Source organism: Streptomyces sp. NPDC048637 (assembly GCF_040650675.1).
In the GTDB taxonomy this organism is placed as follows: Bacteria; Actinomycetota; Actinomycetes; order Streptomycetales; family Streptomycetaceae; genus Streptomyces.
Genome location: NZ_JBEZHQ010000012.1, coordinates 140,951 through 159,851 on the forward strand (window position 1 = coordinate 140,951; position 18,901 = coordinate 159,851).

The window sequence follows — 18,901 nt, forward strand, 5'->3', positions numbered from 1 at the left end:
CGACGGTGGGTGGGCGGGGCTATGTCCGGAGCGTAATCGCCGCATCCTGGACATACGAGTGCCCCATTGAGACTCCGGCGGCACGACGAGCAGTAGTCCATCTTCGATCTTTCTGTGCTGGCTGCGCCGCCAGGGACGCCGACGACCTGATCAAGCTGATCCAGTTCGCACGCGGGATCGAGCGGGCAGTAACGCTAACGACACCCGTCGAGGTCCACGCGTAGGCCGTGTGACGCTTCCGTGCAGATTTCCCGGCGGCGCCGCGTGCACTCCGGACATGTCACGACGCGCACCGGACCGAGGAACCGGCCCCCCGCCGGGCGGGGCCCGCACGAACCCGCACCCGCTCTCGCACGCCTCCGGCCGAGGGTCCGGGGAGGAGGAAGGGGGCCCTATCTAATCAAGTTTGACTAACGTATCCGACGGGCATACCTTCCCCGCAAACGAGTAGGCAAATTTGACGACTGGTGGACTCGCCTGACGCCGGACGCATGGCATGTGGCATGTGACGACACCTGGTCGAAAACCGTGAGGAGTTCGTGTGACCTTCCTGCCGGATGCCGGGTACGTACCGACCGCCGAGGACCGCGCGAGCCTGGACGCCTGGTTCGCGGAGTACGACGAGCAGAGCGCGAAGCGCAACGTTCAGAGCATGGCCGACATGGCGGTGTTCCCCCTCAACCTCGTGAGCGACGACGCGGCCGGCAACGGTCGTTCGGCACAGTGGGACCGCGAGCAGTACGTCGCGACGATGACGCAGGTGATGGGGGACGGCAGCGAGGAGATCACCTTCGAGTCCACCCGGACGCCGGTCTTCCTCTCACCCGCCATGGTCGTGGTCTTCTCGGACTCGACCATGACGACGGAGGGCCGGAGCTGGCGGCTGCGTTACGCCGACATCCTGGTCCGGCGGGACGGCAGGTGGGCGTTCCAGACCATGATCCAGGGCGGCTGGGGCGACAACCTGTAGCTCACCGAATGACCGGGACGCGACCCATGATTGGCCCGCATGAGCCCGATCGGAGTGGCAGTCGTAGGCGCCACGCTCATGCTCACCGTTGCCTCCTGCGCTGCCGACGCTGATTCCGTCCGGTCCGAGCGCCGGCCGGCTCAGTGCGAGATGTCGTCCGAGGTGGCGGCGGCGCGGCGGAATTCGGCGTTGATGCGCTGAGCTTCTTCGAGCTGGTCCTCAAGGATGACGATGCGGCAAGCCGCCTCGATCGGCGTGCCCTGGTCGACGAGTTCCCGGGCGCGGGCTGCGATCCGCAGCTGGTAGCGGGAGTAGCGGCGGTGCCCGCCCTCGGAGCGGAGCGGGGTGATCAGGCGGGCCTCGCCGATGGCGCGGAGGAAGCCGGGAGTCGTGCCGAGCAGTTCCGCGGCCCGACCCATCGTGTAGGCGGGGTAGTCATCGTCGTCCAGTCGGCTGCCGAGCGAATCATCCGCTGTCATCTGCACCTCTTCTTGGGAGCGCGTCGAGGGGCCTTGGTGCCGTACGGCACCAAGGCCCCGAAGGAAATTCAACACCATCTGTCGGCCCTAGTGCTGCGCCGACCTTCTGTTTTCGCGGCCCCGCCCTGGAGAAGGGCGGGAGCGCGGGGTTCGTGAGGGCGTGACCGGGGACCACCTTCCCTTCCGGGGTCGTGCGTTACCCGGGGGAGTGCTCCTCGCCCGGGTGACCCTGATGGCGTCTGCTTCCTCCGTTCTTCCGCGGTGTCGATTGTGTCGATCGATCACTTGCCGATCCGCAGTCGCGTGCGTTCCGGCACTGCCGGTGGCGGCCCCTGAGCACCGCGGGCCACCCGGTACGGCCGTCAGCCCCGTCGCCGTTCTGCGACCACCCTGGCTTCGGAACTCCACCGCCGCACCGACCTGCGATCTGTGATCTGTGTTCTGTGTTCTGTGTTCTGTCTGAACTGCTTCCCGGCGACACCGCCGCCGGGCGTTCAATCTTGGCTATGAGAGATACCGTAACCACACGAGATCCCAATGTCTACTCTGACGAGAGTAGATTTTCGTGTCTTTGATGGGGAGGCAATCCGCCTCGAACGGCGCAGGCGTTCGGAGCCACCGGAGAACCGGGGACCGGAGAACCGGGGACTGGAGAACCAGAGACTGGAGATCCGGCTCTTCTGCCGATGCCCGAAGGGCGGGAGCGCGGGGGCGGCCCGTGCCGGGAGCACACCGATGAGCGCACCGAGGGCCCGAACGGCGTGTGCCGGTCGGGCCCTCATGGGTGTTCTGGTGTGGTCCGGTGCAGGCCTGCCCCGGACCGGCGGTCAGCCGGGCAGGGGGGTGCCGAGCATCGCGGAAGCGGCCTGGAGCGGGGTGAGCGGGCGTGCGGGGGCGGCGGTGGGAAGGCCGCGGCAGGTGAAGCCGAGGAGGGTCATGGCCCGGACCACCTCGCCGGCGCTGAAGTCGCGGCGGTCCTGGTGGGTGATGACCTCGCCGACCTGTTTGACGGGGTACTGGCGGCGGCCGATGATCACGGATTCGCCGAGGACCGGCTCGGGCTTGACGTCCTTCATCGACGCCTGCACCCCACTGTTGGTCAGGTAGAAGGGGAATCGGGCGATGACACAGCGCATGGTGCCTCACAGGGAGAAGGGATGGCGGGCCGGACCGGGATACGGCGGCTCACGGGGTGAGGGCGAGGGCGAGGACGCCCGGGGTACCGCCGTACTCGTCGGTGCCGCCGTGCTGGTCGGTACCGCCGCACTCGTCGGTACCGCCGTGCTCGTCGGTACAGCCGTACTCGTAGACGACGGGCGAGGCCGCGAGTCGTCGGTATCGCCTCGCTTGCCCGGCTTCGGCCTTCGTGGCCGCGGGTGCGGGTGCGGTGAACGCTCCGTGGGCGCCGAGGACGTCCCGCAGCTGCACCCGGTCCGTGTACGCGGAGCTGTCGCGGACGGCGGTGAGCCGGGTCCGGGTGATCAGACCGGTGCACCGGCCGTCGTCGTCGCAGACGAGGAGGTGCCCGGCGCGGGCACCGGCCATGACAGACAGGGCGACTTCGACGGTCATGTCGTCACCGACCCGCGGCTCCGACGCGTCCATGGCGTTGGTCACCGCCTGGGCCCGGGTGGCGGCATCCGCCGGGTGCGGCTGCGTCTGGAGCAGCGTCACGAGGTGCCTCCTGCGGTGGTGGGTCAGCTTTCTGGTTTCTGGTCTCTGGGTTCTGGTCCCTGGTCAGGTGTGTTCCAGGGCCTGTCCGGCGGGTCCCAGGGGTCTCTCCCCGGAGATACCCCCCATGCCGCCGGGCCGACCTATGCCGCCGGGTCGACGGCGGACCGCTGCGCGGGTGCCCGCCGGGTCGTGGCACCGGCGCGGCGCCGGCCTCGGGCTGCGGCGGTGCGGCGCTGCGGGCGTTCGGCCGCCGGGGCGGTGATGACGACCGGGATGCCCGACGGGGTCTGCGCGCCGGTGATGCGGCTCAGGGCCTCTTCGCCCGAGCGCACCTGCGTGGTCTGCGGCCGGATCCCGGCGTCCGACATGAGGCGGTCCATGTTGCGGCGCTGGTTCGGCAGGACCAGGGTGACCACGCTGCCGGACTCCCCGGCGCGTGCGGTACGTCCGCCGCGGTGGAGGTAGTCCTTGTGGTCGGTGGGCGGGTCGACGTTCACGACGAGGTCGAGGTGGTCGACGTGAATGCCGCGCGCCGCGACGTTCGTCGCCACCAGCACGGTCACCTGCCCGTTCTTGAACTGCGTCAGGGTACGGGTGCGCTGCGGCTGGGACCTGCCGCCGTGCAGGGCGGCGGCCCGTACGCCACTGCTCAGCAGGTGCTCGGTCAGCCGGTCGACGGCGTGCTTGGTGTCCAGGAACATGATCACCCGGCCCTCGCGCGCCGCGATCTCGGTTGTCGCCCGGTGTTTGTCGGCGCCGTGCACATGGAGGACGTGGTGCTCCATCGTGGTGACCGCACCCGCGGACGGGTCGACGGAGTGGACCACCGGGTCGGTCAGGTAGCGGCGGACCAGCAGGTCGACGTTGCGGTCGAGGGTGGCGGAGAACAGCATCCGCTGGCCTTCGGGACGTACCTGGTCGAGGAGCGCGGTGACCTGGGGCATGAAGCCCATGTCGGCCATCTGGTCGGCCTCGTCGAGGACCGTGATGCCGACCTGGTTCAGCCGGCAGTCACCCCGGTCGATCAGGTCCTTGAGCCGGCCCGGGGTGGCGACGACGACCTCGGTCCCGGCCCGCAGCGCACCGGCCTGCCTGCCGATCGACATCCCGCCCACCACCGTGGTCAGCCGCAGCATCACCGAGCGGGCGTAGGGGGTGAGCGCATCGGTGACCTGCTGCGCCAGCTCGCGGGTGGGCACGAGGATCAGTGCCAGCGGCTGCCGGGGCTCGGCACGCTGTCCGGCCGTACGGGCCAGCAGGGAGAGGCCGAAGGCGAGAGTTTTGCCGGAGCCGGTGCGTCCGCGGCCGAGCACGTCGCGGCCCGCGAGGGTGTTCGGCAGGGTCGCGCCCTGGATCGGGAACGGCACGGTCACGCCCTGGGCCCCGAGCGCGGCCAGCAGCTGCCGGGGCATGTCGAGGTCGGCGAACGACTCGACGGCGGGCAGGGCGGGGGTGAGCGTCTTGGGGAGGGCGAACTCGCCCTGGACCGTGGCGGGACGGCGTCCGTGGCCGCCCGAGCGTCGTGCGGCTCCGGCACGGCCACCGCCGCTTCCGGCGCGGCCGCCGCTGCTTCCGGAGCCGGCACCGCCCTGACGGGTGCGGGCGTAGCGGTCATTCGTGCGTGTGCGGTTCATAGGGAACCTTCCTCGATGCGGCACGTATCAAGGAATTCCCGCAGCAGTGCATGGCACGGAGAATTGCAAGAATGAGCCGAATGGAATACGAAAGCGAATCCGGCCGGCGGGAAAGCTCCGCGGGCGCAGGTGCTGAAATGTGTGGCGCGATCAGGGCGCACAATCCGAGGCGTCGGACGAGGGGAGCTCTGACGGAGTGACATCCGGAGCTTGCGGGGAGACATCCGCTGCGGTGCGGCTGCGGATTCCCCGGAGTCATGCCGCGGGTGAAATTGTCGCGGGATGACGGAGAGGGCGGTGCCCTGAAATGCGACGAGTGGGGGCCCGCACCCCGAGGTGCGGGCCCCACTCGTACGGCGTTCGGCGTCAGGCGGGAACGATGTTCTCGGCCGTCGGGCCCTTCTGGCCCTGCGCGATGTCGAAGGTCACCTTCTGGCCTTCGAGCAGCTCACGGAAGCCCTGGGCAGCGATGTTCGAGTAGTGGGCGAACACGTCGGCGCCGCCGCCGTCCTGCTCGATGAAGCCGAAACCCTTTTCGGCGTTGAACCACTTCACGGTGCCAGATGCCATGTCAATCTCCTTCGGGGCAGTGCCCGGAGTACGCACTGTGCGGACTCCGCGTCGCCGCGATGATTGCCCCGGCCGGAAATTGATCCGGAAATACCGAAGCGCTCCCGCCGGCACAAAAACCGACGGGGGCACTTGAAGTTTTTGGGAACCACAACTGCAACTGAGCCCGACGGTAGCACGAGGACATCGCCGCCACCTGCTTCATTATTTCGCTCCGCCTGTTGTGCGAGATACCCTTACGGCGCCTCGCGCCCATTTCTCATCCCGCGGTCACAGATATGTGGTCCGGCCGGGGCGCAGCGTTTCTGTCCCCGGACATCGCTGCCGGGCCGGACGGGCGAACGACGCCGCATGCCAGGGCCTGACCGGCGCCGCATGCCAGGGCCTGACCGGCGCCGCATGCCAGGGCCTGACCGGCGCCAAGGCCACACCGCTGGCCTCGCCGCCCCGTGGAGTGAAACGCTCGGCCGGTCACGCCATGACGAGCCCCCTCGGGCCATGGCCGCCCCCGCAGCACAAAAGGAACGCCGGATGAGTATGTGGACCACCAGGCTGGATGCCGCGGGCATTCACGACCCGCAGCTGCGCGACGAGTTCACCCGGCAGCGCTCGGTGGTGGCGCGTTACAAACGCGCGGCCTACACCGCGGTCCTTCTGCTTCTGCCGCGCCCCCTGGCCCCCCACCTGATCGCCGCCATCGCCTTCATGCACCACACCGACAACCTCCTCGACGACGGCCCGCTGCCCCAGCGCGCCGCTGCCTATGCGGCATGGGAGAAGGAGGTGAGCCAGGCGCTGGCCACCGGCACCAGCGACCACCCCGTGATCCGTCCGCTCCTGCACGCCGGCGCCTGTCACCCGCGCCTTCTCGGGCATGTCGAGGACTTTCTCCACACCGCGGCCACCGACCTCGAATTCTCGGGCTTCGAGACGGAGTTGGACTACCAGCGCTACCTCGACCACTACTCACTGCCCGCTTTTATGCTGGTTGCCTGCGTGCTCGTGCCGGGTGACGAACCCGCCGGCTACCGCGCTGCCTGCCGCACCTACATAGACGGCAGCCAGCGACTCGACTTCGTCAATGATCTCGCCGAAGATCTGGCCGACGACAGACTGACCATCCCTCAGGACACCTTGCTGAGCCACGGCGTGACCCGCGCCGACCTGGTCCGCGCCCAGGACACCCCCGGAGTCCGTGCTCTGCTGCGGCAGCTCCTCCAACAGGCCCGCACCGCCCTGGCGGCCAGTCACGGTGTGACGGATTTCCTGCCTCCCGCCAACCGTCCCTTCGTCCGGGCTCTGATAGCCCTGGAAGAGGCCACCGCCGACGCGGCCGAGGCCAAGGGCCCGGGCCTCCTGACCGCCTCTGCCCGCCCCGCCGTTCCCGCGGCGCTGAAGATCCTCACACGCGAATACCGCCACCTGCGCGGCCTGCGCCGCTCTCGTGCGGATCGCTGCGAGTGAGCGGCCTCGCCGGCCGGCTGAGCGGCCAAGCGACAGGTAACCGGATCACGTTGGCGCGCCCCGGCCACGTATCGGGAAACAATTTCGGCTGTGCGCGCTGCGAGAGGAACCCGCCGGCGAACACTGTCAGCCACCCGGCCAGCAAGAGCACGACCAGCATCCAGTCAGGGATCCTCGCTCGCCGTCCCAGCAGCTACACCAGGGAGGTCGGCATGACGAAAACGACAAACGCAGCGAACAGTAAGACCAGGGCCTTCATGGTCCTGTGACCATACTGATCAAAGGTCCGCCGGACAGGCCCTAGTCGGGTCGCACGGAATCGAGCAGGGTGGCGCACCGGGCGAGCAGGCCGACAAGCGCGGCCCGCTCCTCGTCGGTGAACTCGGCGGACAGTGCCCGCTCCACCCGTACCGCCCGGGTGTCGGCGTTCTCCATGACGGCGCGGCCCTCATCCGTGAGCCGGGTCTCCAGGACGTTCTTGTGCCACTCGTGGGGAGTGCGCACTATGAGGCCGCGCTCCTGGAGGTTCTTCAGCACCGTGTTCATGGTCGGCGGCGTCACTCCGCACGCCCGCGCCAGCGCAGCGGCCGAGATGCCGGGCCGCTCGGAGCTGTAAAGCAGCGCCGCGTACTGCGGGACCGTCAGACCGGACGGCTTCAGCGCCGCGTGCTTGGCGCTGTTCAGCGCCTGCTCGGCACGCTTGATGGAGGAGCCGAGGCGCTCGGACGCGGGCATGGACGTCATCCCCGCATCGTAACGGCCGTACATCAGGCAAGCCCTCACCCGAGAGTGAGTACCCATATGAAGATTCGAACCTTGACGATGATTAGGGTTCTAACTTAAGTTCGCCCCCATTCGATCGCCTGCGGACGACACCCGCATGCGCCGAGAACGGGGAGGACCCATCCATGTCCCAAGCGATCACCCGCCGCGCGCTGGCCTCGGCCGCCCTGGCGCTGACCGCCGTCGTCGTGCCGTTCGCTGCCACCGCGAGCAGCCGGCCCGCGCCCGCGTCACCGGCCTCGCACACCGCCGCCCGGCACGAGACCCGCGCCCGCGTCTCCACCGCGTACGACCTGCCCGGCGCCCGCGTTTACCCGGAAGGCATCACCGCCGACCCGCGCACCGGCGACATCTACGTCGGCTCGTACGCGACCGGAGCCGTCTACAAGGCGACTCCCGGGCACCGCACCGCCCAGGTCTTTCTGCCGTCCGGCACCGACGGGCGCACCACCGCGAACGGGGTGAAGGCCGATCGCGCGGGCCGGCTGTGGGTCATCGACTCGACCACCGGCGTCGCTGTCTACGGCCTGCACGACCGGAAGCTCATCGCCCGCTTCGATGTGACCGGGAGCGCCAGGTCGTTCGTCAACGACCTGGCGATCGCCCGCGACGGCAGCGCCTATCTGACCGACAGCTACCGAGGCGTCCTCTATCGCGTCACGCCCCGGCAGCTGACGCGGGCCGCCGCGCACGGCGGTCGTGCCGAGCTGACCACGGCCTACGACCTGACCCGTGGGATCCCTGACGCCCCGGCCGGCGGCGTCGCGCTCAACGGCATCGTGGCCGACCCTTCCGGCCGTTATCTGCTGACCGTCGACATGACCGCGGGCACCCTCTACCGGGTCGGCCTGGCGTCCGGAGCGGTACGCCAAGTCGCCCTGCACGGCGGAGACGCGCTGCACGGGGACGGCCTCGACCTGCGCGGCGACACCCTCTGGGTCGTCCACAACCTGACCCACACCATCAGCCGGTGGAAGGTCGGCGGCGACGGCGCCTCCGCCCACATGGAGCGCCGCATCGCCGACCGGGCGCTCCAGCTCCCGACCACGCTCATCCACAGCCGCGGCCAAACGCTCGTCGTCCGCTCCCAGTTCGACAAGGGCGGCCCGATCGGCCCCGGGACGCCCCAGCCGTTCACGGTGGCCGAGGTGAACGGCATCTGAGGTGTCCCCTACGAGTGGACCGCACAACCGGCAAGCCCCAGGCTCCTGACCTGGGGCTTGCTGCCGGAGCGGGGGGGGACGAGGACGGGACGGGGAGGGGACGGGGAGGGGACGGGGAGGGGAGGACGGGGAGGGGAATCGGAACCCCGCGCCCCCGAAGCTCTCCGCGAAGCTCAGATGCCTTCCGGCGTATCGGGAACCCGGGCAACGAGGGCTTGGGCCGGGGAACGTGAGGTCGGCAGGCTTGCGCCATGGCCGCCTTCGGAGTCCCAGACCGACACCAGGGACAGTTCCGTCTCCTCCGCGATCCGGCGTTGCTCCGCCTCGTCCATCAGGGCGCTCGCGGTGCGGGTGCCCAGCGGATCGGCAGCCTCGGTCATGAGCCGGGCGGCCGCGGCGGGGCTGGTCTCCGGCGGGATCACCAGGAGGTCCCAGCGGCCGGCGTTGTAGGAGAGCAGCAACAGCTTGTGGGGATCCTGCTCCTCCTTGAACCAGCCGACACCCACCACATGCCCGTCGACGGGCACCTTTGGCGGGATGACCGGCCAGAACGTGGGGTTCACCGTGACGTGGGTGATCCGCCCCCACCGGGGGTCGAGGGCGGTCGTCAGGGCGGGCAGTTCCGCCGTCAGGTCACGGGAGCGGGGCCACCACGCCCCGTCGAGCAGAGCCGGAGCGGTACCGGCCGGCGCCAGCATGAGCCGGAGGGGCAGCGAAGCGGTCCGGTCTTCGACCGCGGGCGGATTCCGAATGGTCGTGGTCATGACGCGGACCCTGCCCCGGGCCGACCGCAACCGGCCCGGTGTCGTGAATCGCCGAAAACGACACGAGCTTGGGAGCTGGTGTACGGGGTGCCCTCGGTACTTACAGCTTACTCCCGTTAAGGCCCGCCGGGCCGGTCCGGAAGCTACGGAGTGGACGGCAGAGGAGACCTTGCGGTGGCCGGCCGGAGAATTGCTTCGTCAAAGGGGGCGACCAGGTGCAGGGTCGTGGGTCAGCTGAGGAATGACAGCCGGACCTGGCGTTCCGGGCTGTCCCGGTCGGTGTTCACCAGGACCACGGACTGCGCGGCGCCCAGCTCCAGCTCACCATCGACCACGGGCAACGTGGCGTGTGGCGGGACCAGCGCCGGGAGCAGGGGGGAGCTGCTGTGGCCAGGGCTTCCGGGGCGGTCTTGCGAGGGGTCGTCCGTGGGAAGCAGGGCGCGGAGGGCCGCCAACAGGTCGTCGTCGCTGCCTGCGCCGGTCTCGATGACGGCCAGGCCGGACGTCGCGTGGCGGGTGAAGATGTTCAGCAGTCCGTTTCGCCCGTGAGCGGCCTCCCGGAGGAACGCGGAGCATGCGTTCGTGAGGTCGTGCAGGGTCTCGGTGGAGCCGGTGGTGACGTTGATCGTGCGGGTGGTGAAGGTGCCAGCCATGGTTCACCAGTACCCGTCGCACGGCCCGAGCGCTGACGGCCGGACGGGTTGTTCCTCCGCACTCCGCCGAAAGGGGCGGAGCGTCACCGCCCCCTCCGGCACGGTGTGAGAGCCGCTGCCTCCGGCACGGTGTGAGAGCCGCTCGGCTGTCCGGGGCCGATGCCGGAGGGAAACACCGGCCCCGGTCCTCACCGGCGCTCCGTCCACGCACCACCGGCACTCGGGGCGGTATGCCCCGTCTCCGTCCTGCCGACGGGCGGGCTGCCGAATGGTTCACCGGTAAGTTTGAGCCGGACTGTCCCCCGTCCTTCCACGACGGGGGACAGCCCTTGAGGGACACCCCCTTGCGGGGGCGGCCGCCTACCGGAAGGCCGTCAGGTCAGGGGCTGTACCGCGTGACCAGACCTGTGCGTGCGTACCGCAGCAGGACCCGTCATGCTCCCCCGGCCGAGTGGGCGCAGGCCGGTTACGCCGGCGGGAAGCAGGGCGTCAGGGAGCCGGTCGCCTGGACCGTGGAGCCCCCGACGGTGGCGACCGCCGTGTAGCTGCTGGCGCTGATCTGCAGGATGGACAGACCGGCGTTGTTGAGGGTGGCGACACCGCTGGCGTTGGTCACCGCGGTGCCCACCGGCAGGCCGGAGACGTAGAAGGTGACCGTGACTCCCGCTTGCGCCGGCGTGAGGGTGGCCTTCAGCGTCGCCACGAACAGGTGCGGAACCGGGAAGGGCAGGTTGAACCGCCAGCAGGCGGGCGACGCACTCAGCGGGCTCGTCTGCGGAGTGACGGTGACGGTGACGGGCGGGGAGACGACACCGGTGCACGAGCAGGCGGTGCCGGCCGCGGTGACGGTGGCGGTGACGGTGGCGGTTCCGGGGGTGTTGAAGGTCAGTGTTCCGGTGGCGACACCGGCCATGTTGGTGGTGACGGTTACCGGTACTGCGCCACCGTTGAAGGTCACGGAGGCACCCGGGACCGGGAGGCCGTTGCAGGTCACCACGGCGGACACGGAGGTCGGCTGGCCGGCGACCACCGGCCCGGTCACCGGCTGGACCACCACCTGGCAGGACTGCTGCGGAGTGACGGTGACGCTGACGGGCGGGGAGACGACACCGGTGCACGAGCAGGCGGTGCCGGCCGCGGTGACGGTGGCGGTGACGGTGGCGGTTCCGGGGGTGTTGAAGGTCAGTGTTCCGGTGGCGACACCGGCCATGTTGGTGGTGGCCGTTACCGGTACTGCGCCACCGTTGAAGGTCACCGAGGCACCCGAGACCGGGAGGCCGTTGCAGGTCACCACAGCGGACACGGGCTTCGGCTGTCCGGCGACGACGGGTCCGACCGGCTGGACCACCACCTGGCAGGTGGACAGGGCCGGCACGTTGACCGTGTTCGAGTCCAGCGTGACGGCGGCGCCGAGAGCCAGCAACCGGCCGTCCACGATGGCCCCCGTGGTGGCGGTGATCGAGGTGTTGGCGAGGATGCTGCCCCTCAGGGTGGAGCCGGCGCCGAGTGTCGCGGAGCTGCCGACCTGCCAGAAGACATTGCTGGACTGCGCGAGGCCGGCGAGGATGACGTTGCCGGCGGCTCCCGAGATGAGCGTGGTGTTCGTCTTGAAGATGAAGACGGCGTTGGGGTCACCCTGAGCGTCCAGGGTCAGTGGCCCGTTGAGGCCGAACGTGCCGGAGGCCGAGTTGTACACACCGGGGAACAGGGTGGTCCCGCCGAGTTCCGTCGCGACAGTGCCGGTGACCGGTTGCACAAGCGCGTTGCCGTACCCAAAGAGCAGGTCGGCCTGGGCCTGCGCCGCGGCAGCGTCGTTCACGTGGATGGTTCCGGTGACCGTTCCGGGAGGGAACCCGGACACGGCACCGGCGGGGCTCACTCCGAGGTCGCCGGCGACCACGGTGAGGCCGGTGTTGGTGATCGCCGTGTTGGCGAGCACGCCGTAGGTGGCGGCGGTGCCCAGAGGTACAAGTGTTGCCATCGTGGTTTCCTTTCCAAGGGTCCGGGGCAGCCCTGATGCCGCCCTGGAACTGTGCGAGAGCGGCGCGCTTGCACCGCTGGGCCCCGCGCCTCGGGCACGGGGTGAGCTGTGCCCTCTGCTGCGCGCCGGGATGAACAGGAAGGCTTCGACCGAGCGCGGTGTGCGCACTCGCCACAGCTGCCTGAGCGCACTCAGGCGTCGGCGCTCCTACCTCGTGCTCCTGGTGACGCCGCACCGGCGGTCGCCTGATGCCGGATCGTCGCCGGTGCCGGACGCCGAGGGTGTCCGCCCCATCCAGGTCTGACGGAGAACGGGGGAAGCCTGGAAACCGGCGGAGTTGTCGCCCGAGTCGTCACTTGGGCGTGCCGGCGGTCCGTGAAGACCGGCGTGAGACGGGATCCGCCCCTACCGGTACGGCCGGATGCAGCGGAGTCGGCAGCGTGAGTTGATTTCCACTCACCACGACTCAGAGAAGTTGATGCCTTTTCGGCTGAAAACCCTTGCCCATGTTGAGCCCTCGCGATCTAGGTCTGCATGGATCTAGTTCGGGGCTCCCCATGGCTGACTGGCAGTCAGCCAACAGCTGGTAGGGGCAACTGACCAGCCGTCCAAGGAGCACCCATCAGGCAATGCCGCTGACCGCTACCGGTCAACCGGCGGATCATGAGTCCCCGAGAGGGATGGGCGACCTCCGGACTCACTCTTGCTATTAAGGCGTCACCGGCGAGCCCCGGATAGAGGGAGGACCCAGATATCGCCCGAATGGCGCAGCGCGTATTCAGGGCCGCTGCGGCCACGGATCACGCGTGCGCATCACGCCTCGACGGCAGCGCAAACGCACGCCGGCGCACACAGGCGGGGAGGCCGAGGGGGCGACCGTGCTGCCCGCAGCCGGCCCCGGGGTGCCGATCCGCTGCCGGAGCAGAACCCCGTCGACGACCTGGCGGCGATCCCTCCAACGCCCGCTCCGCTCAACGCTCTTCGGCACGTACGGCTCCAGCCGGGCGAGACCCTTCTGGTTCGGGACGACGCTCCCCGTCTCCCCTATATATCGGAAGGCAGGATATCGTGGGTGCATGACTTCCAGAGGCATGACGCAAGCGGCGTTCTTCGTCCTCACCGCACTGGTCGACGAGCCACGGCATGGTTACGGGATCGTGCAGGTGGTCGACGAGCTGTCCGAAGGGCATGTGCAGCTCCGGATCGGCACGTTGTACGGCGTGCTGGACCGACTGGCGGCCGACGGGCACATCGAGCTGGACCGCGAGGAGGTGCAACAGGGCCGACTGCGCAAGTACTACCGCCTCACCGACGCCGGCGGGGCAGCCCTGTCCGCCGAGGCGGAGCGGATGGCGGCCGGGGCACGCGCTGCGACCCAGCGGATGGCCGTACACCGCCCCGCGACCGCCGGGCCGGCTCCCCTGAGCCGCTCCGCGCGTCGCCCGGGCATCGCCGGAGGCACCGCATGACGACCGTGCTCGAACAGCGTTACCGCACCGTCCTGCGCCTGCTGCCCTCCTACTACCGCGCTGAGCGGGAGGAGGAGATGGTCGAGACCTTCCTGGACGGGATCGACGAGCGGGACCGGGACGAAATGCGCCCCGCCTGGGGCGAGGTGGCCAGCATCGCCGCCCTCGCCATCCGCGCCCGGATGGGCGCCGCCGGCGCCCCGGCCCGCTACGCCACGCTCGGCGCGGTGGTGCGCCTGTTCGCGCTGCTGAGCGTGCTGCTGCAGGCAGCCTCCGCACTGACCGAACGGGCCGTCTTCCTCACCTGGGCCAACGGTGCCCCCGTCGAGGACCGGGAGATGATCCTGGGGGGCTTCACCGGCCATGGCACTCTGCCCGGGCTGTACGAGGCGGCGTTGTGGCTGCTCCCGCTGGCCTGGACGGTGGTCTACCTGGCGCTGCTGCGCGACCGCAGGCGCACCGCCTTCGTCTTCGCCGCCCTCGCTGCCCTTCCGGACCTGACGCCGGTCATCCCACACGCGGGCGGCGGACGGGACACCGTAGCGGTCTCCCTCTCGCTCACGACCGCGGCGTTCTCCTGGCTGACCGTCCTCGCTCTGTGCTGTGGCTTCCACCGCGACGCTCCGCCCGCCCGGCTCCCACTGGCTTCACCCGGGCCGACCCTCATGGGTACCTGCGTCCTCATGGGCGCGTCGATGGTGGTGTGGCCTGGGGGTGCGGACCCGGGATGGTCCGGCGGTGCGGCGTTCATCGCCGTGGCCGCCGTCTGGATGGTCGTCCGATGGCGTGCACCGAAGCACGTGGCAGACCCCGCACTGCCGCTCGCGCTGGCCGCGCTCGGCCTGGGCGTCCTCATGCAGCGGATCCTCCTCCTCGCGTTCATGGTCCAAGCCCACACCCCTGGCTCGGTCATCGCCGCCGCCACCGTGCAGGCGGCCGTCATCGCCCTCCTGGCGGCAGCTCTGACCACAACCGGCACCCGCGTCCTGACCACACGGTTCAGCACCATCTGAACCAGGCGGGCACGACCGCCCTCGTGCTGGTCGCCGCGGCAGGCCAATGGCCTCCTCACGGCCTGCGGCTCCTCCGCATGCTCGCCGCAGCGTCACTCGCATCACCCGCATCACCGACCGGGTTCGTCGTACCCGGGCCGCCACCGCTTCTTCCGGAGTTCACCTGGCGAGAGGGGACGCGGGGCCGCCTGCCCGCCCAGAGGGTGCGATCCCGAGTGCCTGGACCACGCGGAGGCCGACGGCTTCTCTGTACACCGGGGTGTGGCTCGATCGTCCGCATCAGGGCGGGACGACGGTGCCCACTGTCCGTCAGCACCCCCAACGTGCGCACGGGGAAACTGTCGTGTCCAGCTCACAGCATGCTACGCCCGCCTGCAGCAGGGGCGTCGGGTGCTGTGACACATGTCAGGCTCGGGCGTGACGTCTGTCATCGGAACCCGTGACATGCGGCACTGGAGGGTGCCGCTCGTTGCCTCGACGATGGTTCGTATGACTCAGCACTCCCAGGGGAATGTGATCGAGGTCGCTGATGTGTGGCGGCGATATGGCGTCGGGGCGAAGGCCTTTGATGCCGTCCGCGGTGTCACTTTTGCTGTCAAGGAGGGCGAACTGTTCGGTCTGCTCGGGACCAACGGGGCAGGCAAGACCTCCACCATCGAGCTCCTTGAAGGACTCGCCCAGCCCGCCAAGGGCACCATCCGCCTCTTCGGCCGGCATGACCCGTACAGCGACCGCAAGCACACCCGTCCTCGCACCGGCGCCATGCTTCAGCACAGCGGATTCGCCGAGCAGCTCACCGTCGCCGAGACCGCCCGCATGTGGGCCGGATGCACCACCCGCCCCCGGCCCGTCCGTGACGCCATCGCGCTGGTCGGTCTCGCCCACCGTGCGGATGTCCAGGTCAAGAACCTCTCCGGCGGCGAAAAGCGTCGGCTCGACCTTGCCTTGGCCACCCTCGCCGACCCCGACCTTCTCTTCCTCGACGAACCCACCACCGGCATGGATCCCGAAGGCCGCCACGACACCTGGCGCCTCATCAAGAGCCTCAAGGACATGGGCACCACCATCGTCCTGACCACTCATTACCTTGAAGAGGCCGAAGCCCTCGCCGACCACTTAGCGATCATGCACGCCGGGCGTATCGCCGCCCACGGCACCGTCCCCCAGATCGTCGGCGAGCATCCGGCGACGCTGACTTTCACCCTCCCCGTTACCCACCAGGCAACGGACCTTCCGCCACGCGAACGTCTCGCTGCCACGCGCATCCAGGCCCAGGGCCTCAGCCTGCGTATCGAAACGCCGCACCTCCAGCACACCACCACCGAGTTACTCCATTGGGCCCGGGACCAGGACGTCGTCCTCGCCGGCCTCAACGCGCGCTCTGCCAGCCTCGAAGAAGCCTTCCTGCATATCGCCCACAAGGGCCTCACCCGCAGCGAGGAGGCTCAGGTCGCATGAGCAGCCCTGCCCGCCAGCTCGTTTCCCTTGGCCGTGCCGAGGCCACCCTCTTCTTCCGCACCAAAGCCAACTTCGTCAATGTCCTCTTCATCCCCGTCTTCACCCTGGCTGCCCTTCACCTCACCATGGGCAAGTTCGACCTCGGCGACCTGGGGCTGTCCATGGGCCCTGTCATGGTTGCCACCGCCGTCGGCATCGTCCTCGTCTTCTCCCTCTACGTCCCCCTCACGACCACCTATGTCGCCCGCCGCGACGAACTCCTCCTCAAGCGCCTGCGCACCGGCGAAGTCGCCGACCCCACAGTCCTCACCGGCACCGCCCTTCCGTCGGCCGCCATCGTCTTGGTGCAAACGGCTCTTATCGCGGCTGTCCTGCTGCCCTTGACCGGAGCAGGCGCCCCGCCCGGCGCCCACTGGGCGCTCGCCGCTGTCGTGCTGGGCATCCTCCTGATGTGCGCCCTCGCGGCCGCCACCAGTGCCCTGGCGCGTACCACCGAGAATGTGCAGGTCGCCGTTCTGCCCCTGCTGTTCCTCCTGCCCACCACCTCCGGCACCTTCTTCCCCCTCGAAGCGATGCCGCAGCTCATGCAGGACATCTGCCACTGGTTGCCGATGACTCCCGTCATCGACCTCGTGCGCAATGCCTGGACCAACACCCTCACCCTCACCGAAGCCCTGCTGCGGCTCGCGGTGCTTGCCGGATGGACCGTCCTCGCTCTCGGTGCGGCCCGTCGCTGGTTCCGCTGGGAGCCCCGCACGTGATGACGGGCCCGCAGCATGCGGAGGTCCAGCGAGTGACTCTCGTCTCCCGCTGGGCCTTGGCTCTTGCCATCACCGGCCCTTCGACTGCTTTCGCCTGGCCTGTCGCCGGCCGGCTGGTCACAACCGTCCCTGGTCTGCTCGTCCTCACCGCCTATGTGGCCCTGGCCGTAGCCGCCATTCACGCCGCGACCCTCGCTCTGCGGACTCCTCCCACCCGGCCTCGCCCTCTCCTCCTGGCGGTGACCGGCATCGCCGCCGCCGCCGGGCTGGCCGCCGTCCTCCCCGCCTTGGACCACGGCTGGCTTCCGGCCACGCCCAAGGGCCCGATCGCCGCTTGTGCCCTCGCGGTCGTTCCCGCTGCTGCGGCCTGGGCAGGTGCCCACTGGCGCGCCAGCAGCGCCCTGGCTCTGGCCAGCGCCCTCACCACCGCCTGGGCGACCGGCCCCGACGCCTTGCGGGGCTTCGGGGCTGTCCTGGCTCTCTGGATCATCACGACTCTCGGCGTCCGCACCTCACAGTGGTCCTTACAGGTCATGCACCAGCTCAACGCTGCTCGTCAGGCCGAAACCCGTCTAGCTGTCGTCGAGGAACGCCTGCGGTTCGCTCGCGACCTGCATGACACTCTGGGCCGCACCCTGGCCGGGATCGCGCTCAAGGCCGAACTCGCCGCCCGCCTGCCCCATGGGCCTCAAGCACAGTTCGAGATGACCGAGATCCAGCGTTTGGCCCGGGAATCCCAGCAGGAGATTCGAGACGTCGTCCGCGGCTATCGCACCACCGACCTGGAAACCGAACTCGATGGCGCCCGCTCCGTCCTCGCCGCGGCAGGAATTACCTGCCGCATTCGCACGACCGGTCCTGAGCCTTGTGACGCCATCCAAACTGCCCTGGGGTGGGCGGTGCGTGAGACTGCCACCAATGTCATACGCCATTCCCAGGCGACCTACTGCACCATCGCCCTCACCCATGCCGCCGACGGCACGAGCATCTTGACGGTCACCAACAACCATCCCCGTCCCGCCGTCGACAGCACTGCCGGCACCGGGCTCGACGGTCTTGCCCAGCGCCTGGCCGCCCACGCCGGAACCCTTACCCACGGTCCGGGAACCGACGGCACGTACACCGTCACCGCCCGCATCCCCCCACAGGAGCACGCTTCATGAGCACCGTGATCCGCGTCCTGCTTGCCGAGGACGAGCACCTCATCCGCGAGTCCCTCGCCGCACTTCTGGCCCTTGAGATCGACCTCGAAGTCGTGGCCCAGGCCGCCACGGGGGACGAAGCCGTCACCGCGGCTCGGCGGCACCACCCCGATGTCGCCGTCCTCGACTTACAGATGCCCGGTACCGACGGCATCAGCGCTGCCCGCGCCGTGATTGCTCACGACTCCGACTGCAAGACCCTCATCGTCACCAGCCACGGACTGCCAGGGCACCTCAAGCGCGCCCTGGAGGCAGGCATCAAGGGGTTCGTCCCCAAAACCGTCTCCGCCGCCCAACTCGCCACTGTCATCCGCACCATCCACCATGGACACCGCTATATCGACCCCACCCTTGCCGCCGACGCCATCGCCGCAGGCGACTCCCCTCTTTCCGCCCGCGAAGCCGACATCCTCGCCCTCGCAGCCGACGGCGCCACCGTCAGCGAGATCGCCCATCGTGCCGCCCTGGCTCCCGGCACCGTTCGCAACTACCTTTCCCAGGCCGTGGCAAAAATCGGGGCGCCTAACCGCCACAGCGCTGCCCATGTCGCCCGCAGCCACGGCTGGATCTGAAGCGGATCCATCTGTCGCCCCTGTACCTGACCGAGTGACGCGGAACCGGCCGTTGCGGGCCGGGTCCGAATTCGCCACGCGAACGGCGTGTGTCACCCACGGCACGGCACGGCACAGCTGACCTACAAGGTGTCCGGCAAGGGCGAGTCCTCGGTCCGGGACTCTCTGCCCCGGACCGGTCGCCGGACGCCGAACCCGCGCCGTCGAAACCTCTCAACGACCCTCGTTCACCCGCCCATACCGTGGTGTTGCCGCATGTTCCGGCGCAGGTCAGCCCATTCAGGGGCGCCC

Annotated in this window: 18 protein-coding genes; 9 read left to right on the forward strand and 9 right to left on the reverse strand. The window is 69.5% G+C overall.

What is annotated here, in order from left to right:
* Positions 1–541: 541 nt before the first annotated feature.
* On the forward strand, positions 542–970 hold the full coding sequence (locus AB0C46_RS18130; protein WP_362828777.1) for a DUF4440 domain-containing protein: 429 nt from the start codon (positions 542–544) through the stop codon (positions 968–970).
* Between the two features lie 140 nt (positions 971–1,110).
* Here AB0C46_RS18130 and AB0C46_RS18135 read toward each other — a convergent pair whose 3' ends face one another.
* From AB0C46_RS18135 to AB0C46_RS18155, 5 genes are all read right to left on the reverse strand, one after another.
* Positions 1,111–1,449, reverse strand: coding sequence for a MerR family transcriptional regulator (locus tag AB0C46_RS18135; protein WP_362828778.1), 339 nt, complete (start codon positions 1,447–1,449; stop codon positions 1,111–1,113).
* 827 nt (positions 1,450–2,276) lie between these two features.
* On the reverse strand, positions 2,277–2,585 hold the full coding sequence (locus AB0C46_RS18140; RefSeq protein WP_362828779.1) for an SCO5918 family protein: 309 nt from the start codon (positions 2,583–2,585) through the stop codon (positions 2,277–2,279).
* 49 nt (positions 2,586–2,634) lie between these two features.
* Positions 2,635–3,123: a CBS domain-containing protein gene (locus tag AB0C46_RS18145; RefSeq protein ID WP_362828780.1), complete on the reverse strand. Its 489-nt coding sequence runs from the start codon at positions 3,121–3,123 to the stop codon at positions 2,635–2,637.
* Positions 3,124–3,263: 140 nt separating this feature from the next.
* Positions 3,264–4,757 carry a DEAD/DEAH box helicase gene (locus AB0C46_RS18150; RefSeq protein ID WP_362828781.1) on the reverse strand — a complete coding sequence of 498 codons (1,494 nt, stop codon included), beginning with the start codon at positions 4,755–4,757 and terminating at the stop codon, positions 3,264–3,266.
* Between the two features lie 366 nt (positions 4,758–5,123).
* Positions 5,124–5,327 carry a cold-shock protein gene (locus AB0C46_RS18155; RefSeq protein WP_018529187.1) on the reverse strand — a complete coding sequence of 68 codons (204 nt, stop codon included), beginning with the start codon at positions 5,325–5,327 and terminating at the stop codon, positions 5,124–5,126.
* Positions 5,328–5,858: 531 nt separating this feature from the next.
* On the opposite strand from AB0C46_RS18155, the gene AB0C46_RS18160 reads away from it, so the two are divergent.
* Complete coding sequence (locus AB0C46_RS18160) at positions 5,859–6,791, forward strand: squalene/phytoene synthase family protein (RefSeq protein ID WP_362828782.1); 933 nt, start codon at positions 5,859–5,861, stop codon at positions 6,789–6,791.
* 300 nt (positions 6,792–7,091) lie between these two features.
* Here the strand turns inward: AB0C46_RS18160 and AB0C46_RS18165 are convergent, their stop codons facing one another.
* The gene (locus AB0C46_RS18165; protein ID WP_362828783.1) at positions 7,092–7,535 is read right to left on the reverse strand and encodes a MarR family transcriptional regulator; all 444 of its coding nucleotides are present in this window, start codon (positions 7,533–7,535) and stop codon (positions 7,092–7,094) included.
* Positions 7,536–7,699: 164 nt separating this feature from the next.
* On the opposite strand from AB0C46_RS18165, the gene AB0C46_RS18170 reads away from it, so the two are divergent.
* Complete coding sequence (locus AB0C46_RS18170; RefSeq protein WP_362828784.1) at positions 7,700–8,737, forward strand: superoxide dismutase; 1,038 nt, start codon at positions 7,700–7,702, stop codon at positions 8,735–8,737.
* A 173-nt stretch (positions 8,738–8,910) separates the two neighbouring features.
* Here AB0C46_RS18170 and AB0C46_RS18175 read toward each other — a convergent pair whose 3' ends face one another.
* The 3 genes from AB0C46_RS18175 to AB0C46_RS18185 form a co-directional block, all read right to left on the reverse strand.
* Positions 8,911–9,501, reverse strand: a complete 591-nt coding sequence (locus AB0C46_RS18175; RefSeq protein WP_362828785.1) for a DUF5994 family protein — start codon at positions 9,499–9,501, stop codon at positions 8,911–8,913.
* A gap of 230 nt (positions 9,502–9,731) precedes the next feature.
* Positions 9,732–10,154, reverse strand: coding sequence for a YjbQ family protein (locus AB0C46_RS18180; RefSeq protein WP_362828786.1), 423 nt, complete (start codon positions 10,152–10,154; stop codon positions 9,732–9,734).
* A gap of 466 nt (positions 10,155–10,620) precedes the next feature.
* The gene (locus AB0C46_RS18185; RefSeq protein WP_362828787.1) at positions 10,621–12,135 is read right to left on the reverse strand and encodes an ice-binding family protein; all 1,515 of its coding nucleotides are present in this window, start codon (positions 12,133–12,135) and stop codon (positions 10,621–10,623) included.
* A gap of 1,091 nt (positions 12,136–13,226) precedes the next feature.
* Between AB0C46_RS18185 and AB0C46_RS18190 the strand changes: the two genes are divergently transcribed.
* The 6 genes from AB0C46_RS18190 to AB0C46_RS18215 all read left to right on the forward strand — a co-directional run bounded on the left by AB0C46_RS18190 (position 13,227) and on the right by AB0C46_RS18215 (position 18,610).
* Positions 13,227–13,604 carry a PadR family transcriptional regulator gene (locus tag AB0C46_RS18190; RefSeq protein ID WP_362828833.1) on the forward strand — a complete coding sequence of 126 codons (378 nt, stop codon included), beginning with the start codon at positions 13,227–13,229 and terminating at the stop codon, positions 13,602–13,604.
* Complete coding sequence (locus AB0C46_RS18195) at positions 13,601–14,617, forward strand: hypothetical protein (protein WP_362828788.1); 1,017 nt, start codon at positions 13,601–13,603, stop codon at positions 14,615–14,617. Before AB0C46_RS18190 ends, AB0C46_RS18195 begins: the two co-directional genes overlap by 4 nt.
* Before the next feature lie 489 nt (positions 14,618–15,106).
* Positions 15,107–16,075, forward strand: coding sequence for an ABC transporter ATP-binding protein (locus AB0C46_RS18200; protein ID WP_362828789.1), 969 nt, complete (start codon positions 15,107–15,109; stop codon positions 16,073–16,075).
* Positions 16,072–16,836 carry an ABC transporter permease gene (locus AB0C46_RS18205; protein ID WP_362828790.1) on the forward strand — a complete coding sequence of 255 codons (765 nt, stop codon included), beginning with the start codon at positions 16,072–16,074 and terminating at the stop codon, positions 16,834–16,836. The genes AB0C46_RS18200 and AB0C46_RS18205 overlap by 4 nt, the downstream gene beginning before the upstream one ends.
* A 239-nt stretch (positions 16,837–17,075) precedes the next feature.
* A complete protein-coding gene (locus AB0C46_RS18210) occupies positions 17,076–17,999 on the forward strand; it encodes a histidine kinase (protein ID WP_362828791.1) in 924 nt (307 codons plus the stop codon).
* The gene (locus tag AB0C46_RS18215) at positions 17,996–18,610 is read left to right on the forward strand and encodes a response regulator transcription factor (RefSeq protein WP_362828792.1); all 615 of its coding nucleotides are present in this window, start codon (positions 17,996–17,998) and stop codon (positions 18,608–18,610) included. The genes AB0C46_RS18210 and AB0C46_RS18215 overlap by 4 nt, the downstream gene beginning before the upstream one ends.
* The last annotated feature ends 291 nt before the right edge of the window (positions 18,611–18,901 follow it).

Bases quoted from the DNA above. Each gene is read 5' to 3' on its own strand.
- AB0C46_RS18175 (WP_362828785.1), bottom strand. From the start codon at position 9,501: ATGACCACGACCATTCGGAATCCGCCCGCGGTCGAAGACCGGACCGCT.
- AB0C46_RS18190 (WP_362828833.1), top strand. From the start codon at position 13,227: ATGACGCAAGCGGCGTTCTTCGTCCTCACCGCACTGGTCGACGAGCCA.
- AB0C46_RS18170 (WP_362828784.1), top strand. From the start codon at position 7,700: ATGTCCCAAGCGATCACCCGCCGCGCGCTGGCCTCGGCCGCCCTGGCG.
- AB0C46_RS18135 (WP_362828778.1), bottom strand. From the start codon at position 1,449: ATGACAGCGGATGATTCGCTCGGCAGCCGACTGGACGACGATGACTAC.
- AB0C46_RS18205 (WP_362828790.1), top strand. From the start codon at position 16,072: ATGAGCAGCCCTGCCCGCCAGCTCGTTTCCCTTGGCCGTGCCGAGGCC.
- AB0C46_RS18185 (WP_362828787.1), bottom strand. From the start codon at position 12,135: ATGGCAACACTTGTACCTCTGGGCACCGCCGCCACCTACGGCGTGCTC.
- AB0C46_RS18195 (WP_362828788.1), top strand. From the start codon at position 13,601: ATGACGACCGTGCTCGAACAGCGTTACCGCACCGTCCTGCGCCTGCTG.
- AB0C46_RS18165 (WP_362828783.1), bottom strand. From the start codon at position 7,535: ATGACGTCCATGCCCGCGTCCGAGCGCCTCGGCTCCTCCATCAAGCGT.
- AB0C46_RS18140 (WP_362828779.1), bottom strand. From the start codon at position 2,585: ATGCGCTGTGTCATCGCCCGATTCCCCTTCTACCTGACCAACAGTGGG.
- AB0C46_RS18155 (WP_018529187.1), bottom strand. From the start codon at position 5,327: ATGGCATCTGGCACCGTGAAGTGGTTCAACGCCGAAAAGGGTTTCGGC.
- AB0C46_RS18180 (WP_362828786.1), bottom strand. From the start codon at position 10,154: ATGGCTGGCACCTTCACCACCCGCACGATCAACGTCACCACCGGCTCC.
- AB0C46_RS18150 (WP_362828781.1), bottom strand. From the start codon at position 4,757: ATGAACCGCACACGCACGAATGACCGCTACGCCCGCACCCGTCAGGGC.
- AB0C46_RS18160 (WP_362828782.1), top strand. From the start codon at position 5,859: ATGAGTATGTGGACCACCAGGCTGGATGCCGCGGGCATTCACGACCCG.
- AB0C46_RS18200 (WP_362828789.1), top strand. From the start codon at position 15,107: ATGACTCAGCACTCCCAGGGGAATGTGATCGAGGTCGCTGATGTGTGG.
- AB0C46_RS18215 (WP_362828792.1), top strand. From the start codon at position 17,996: ATGAGCACCGTGATCCGCGTCCTGCTTGCCGAGGACGAGCACCTCATC.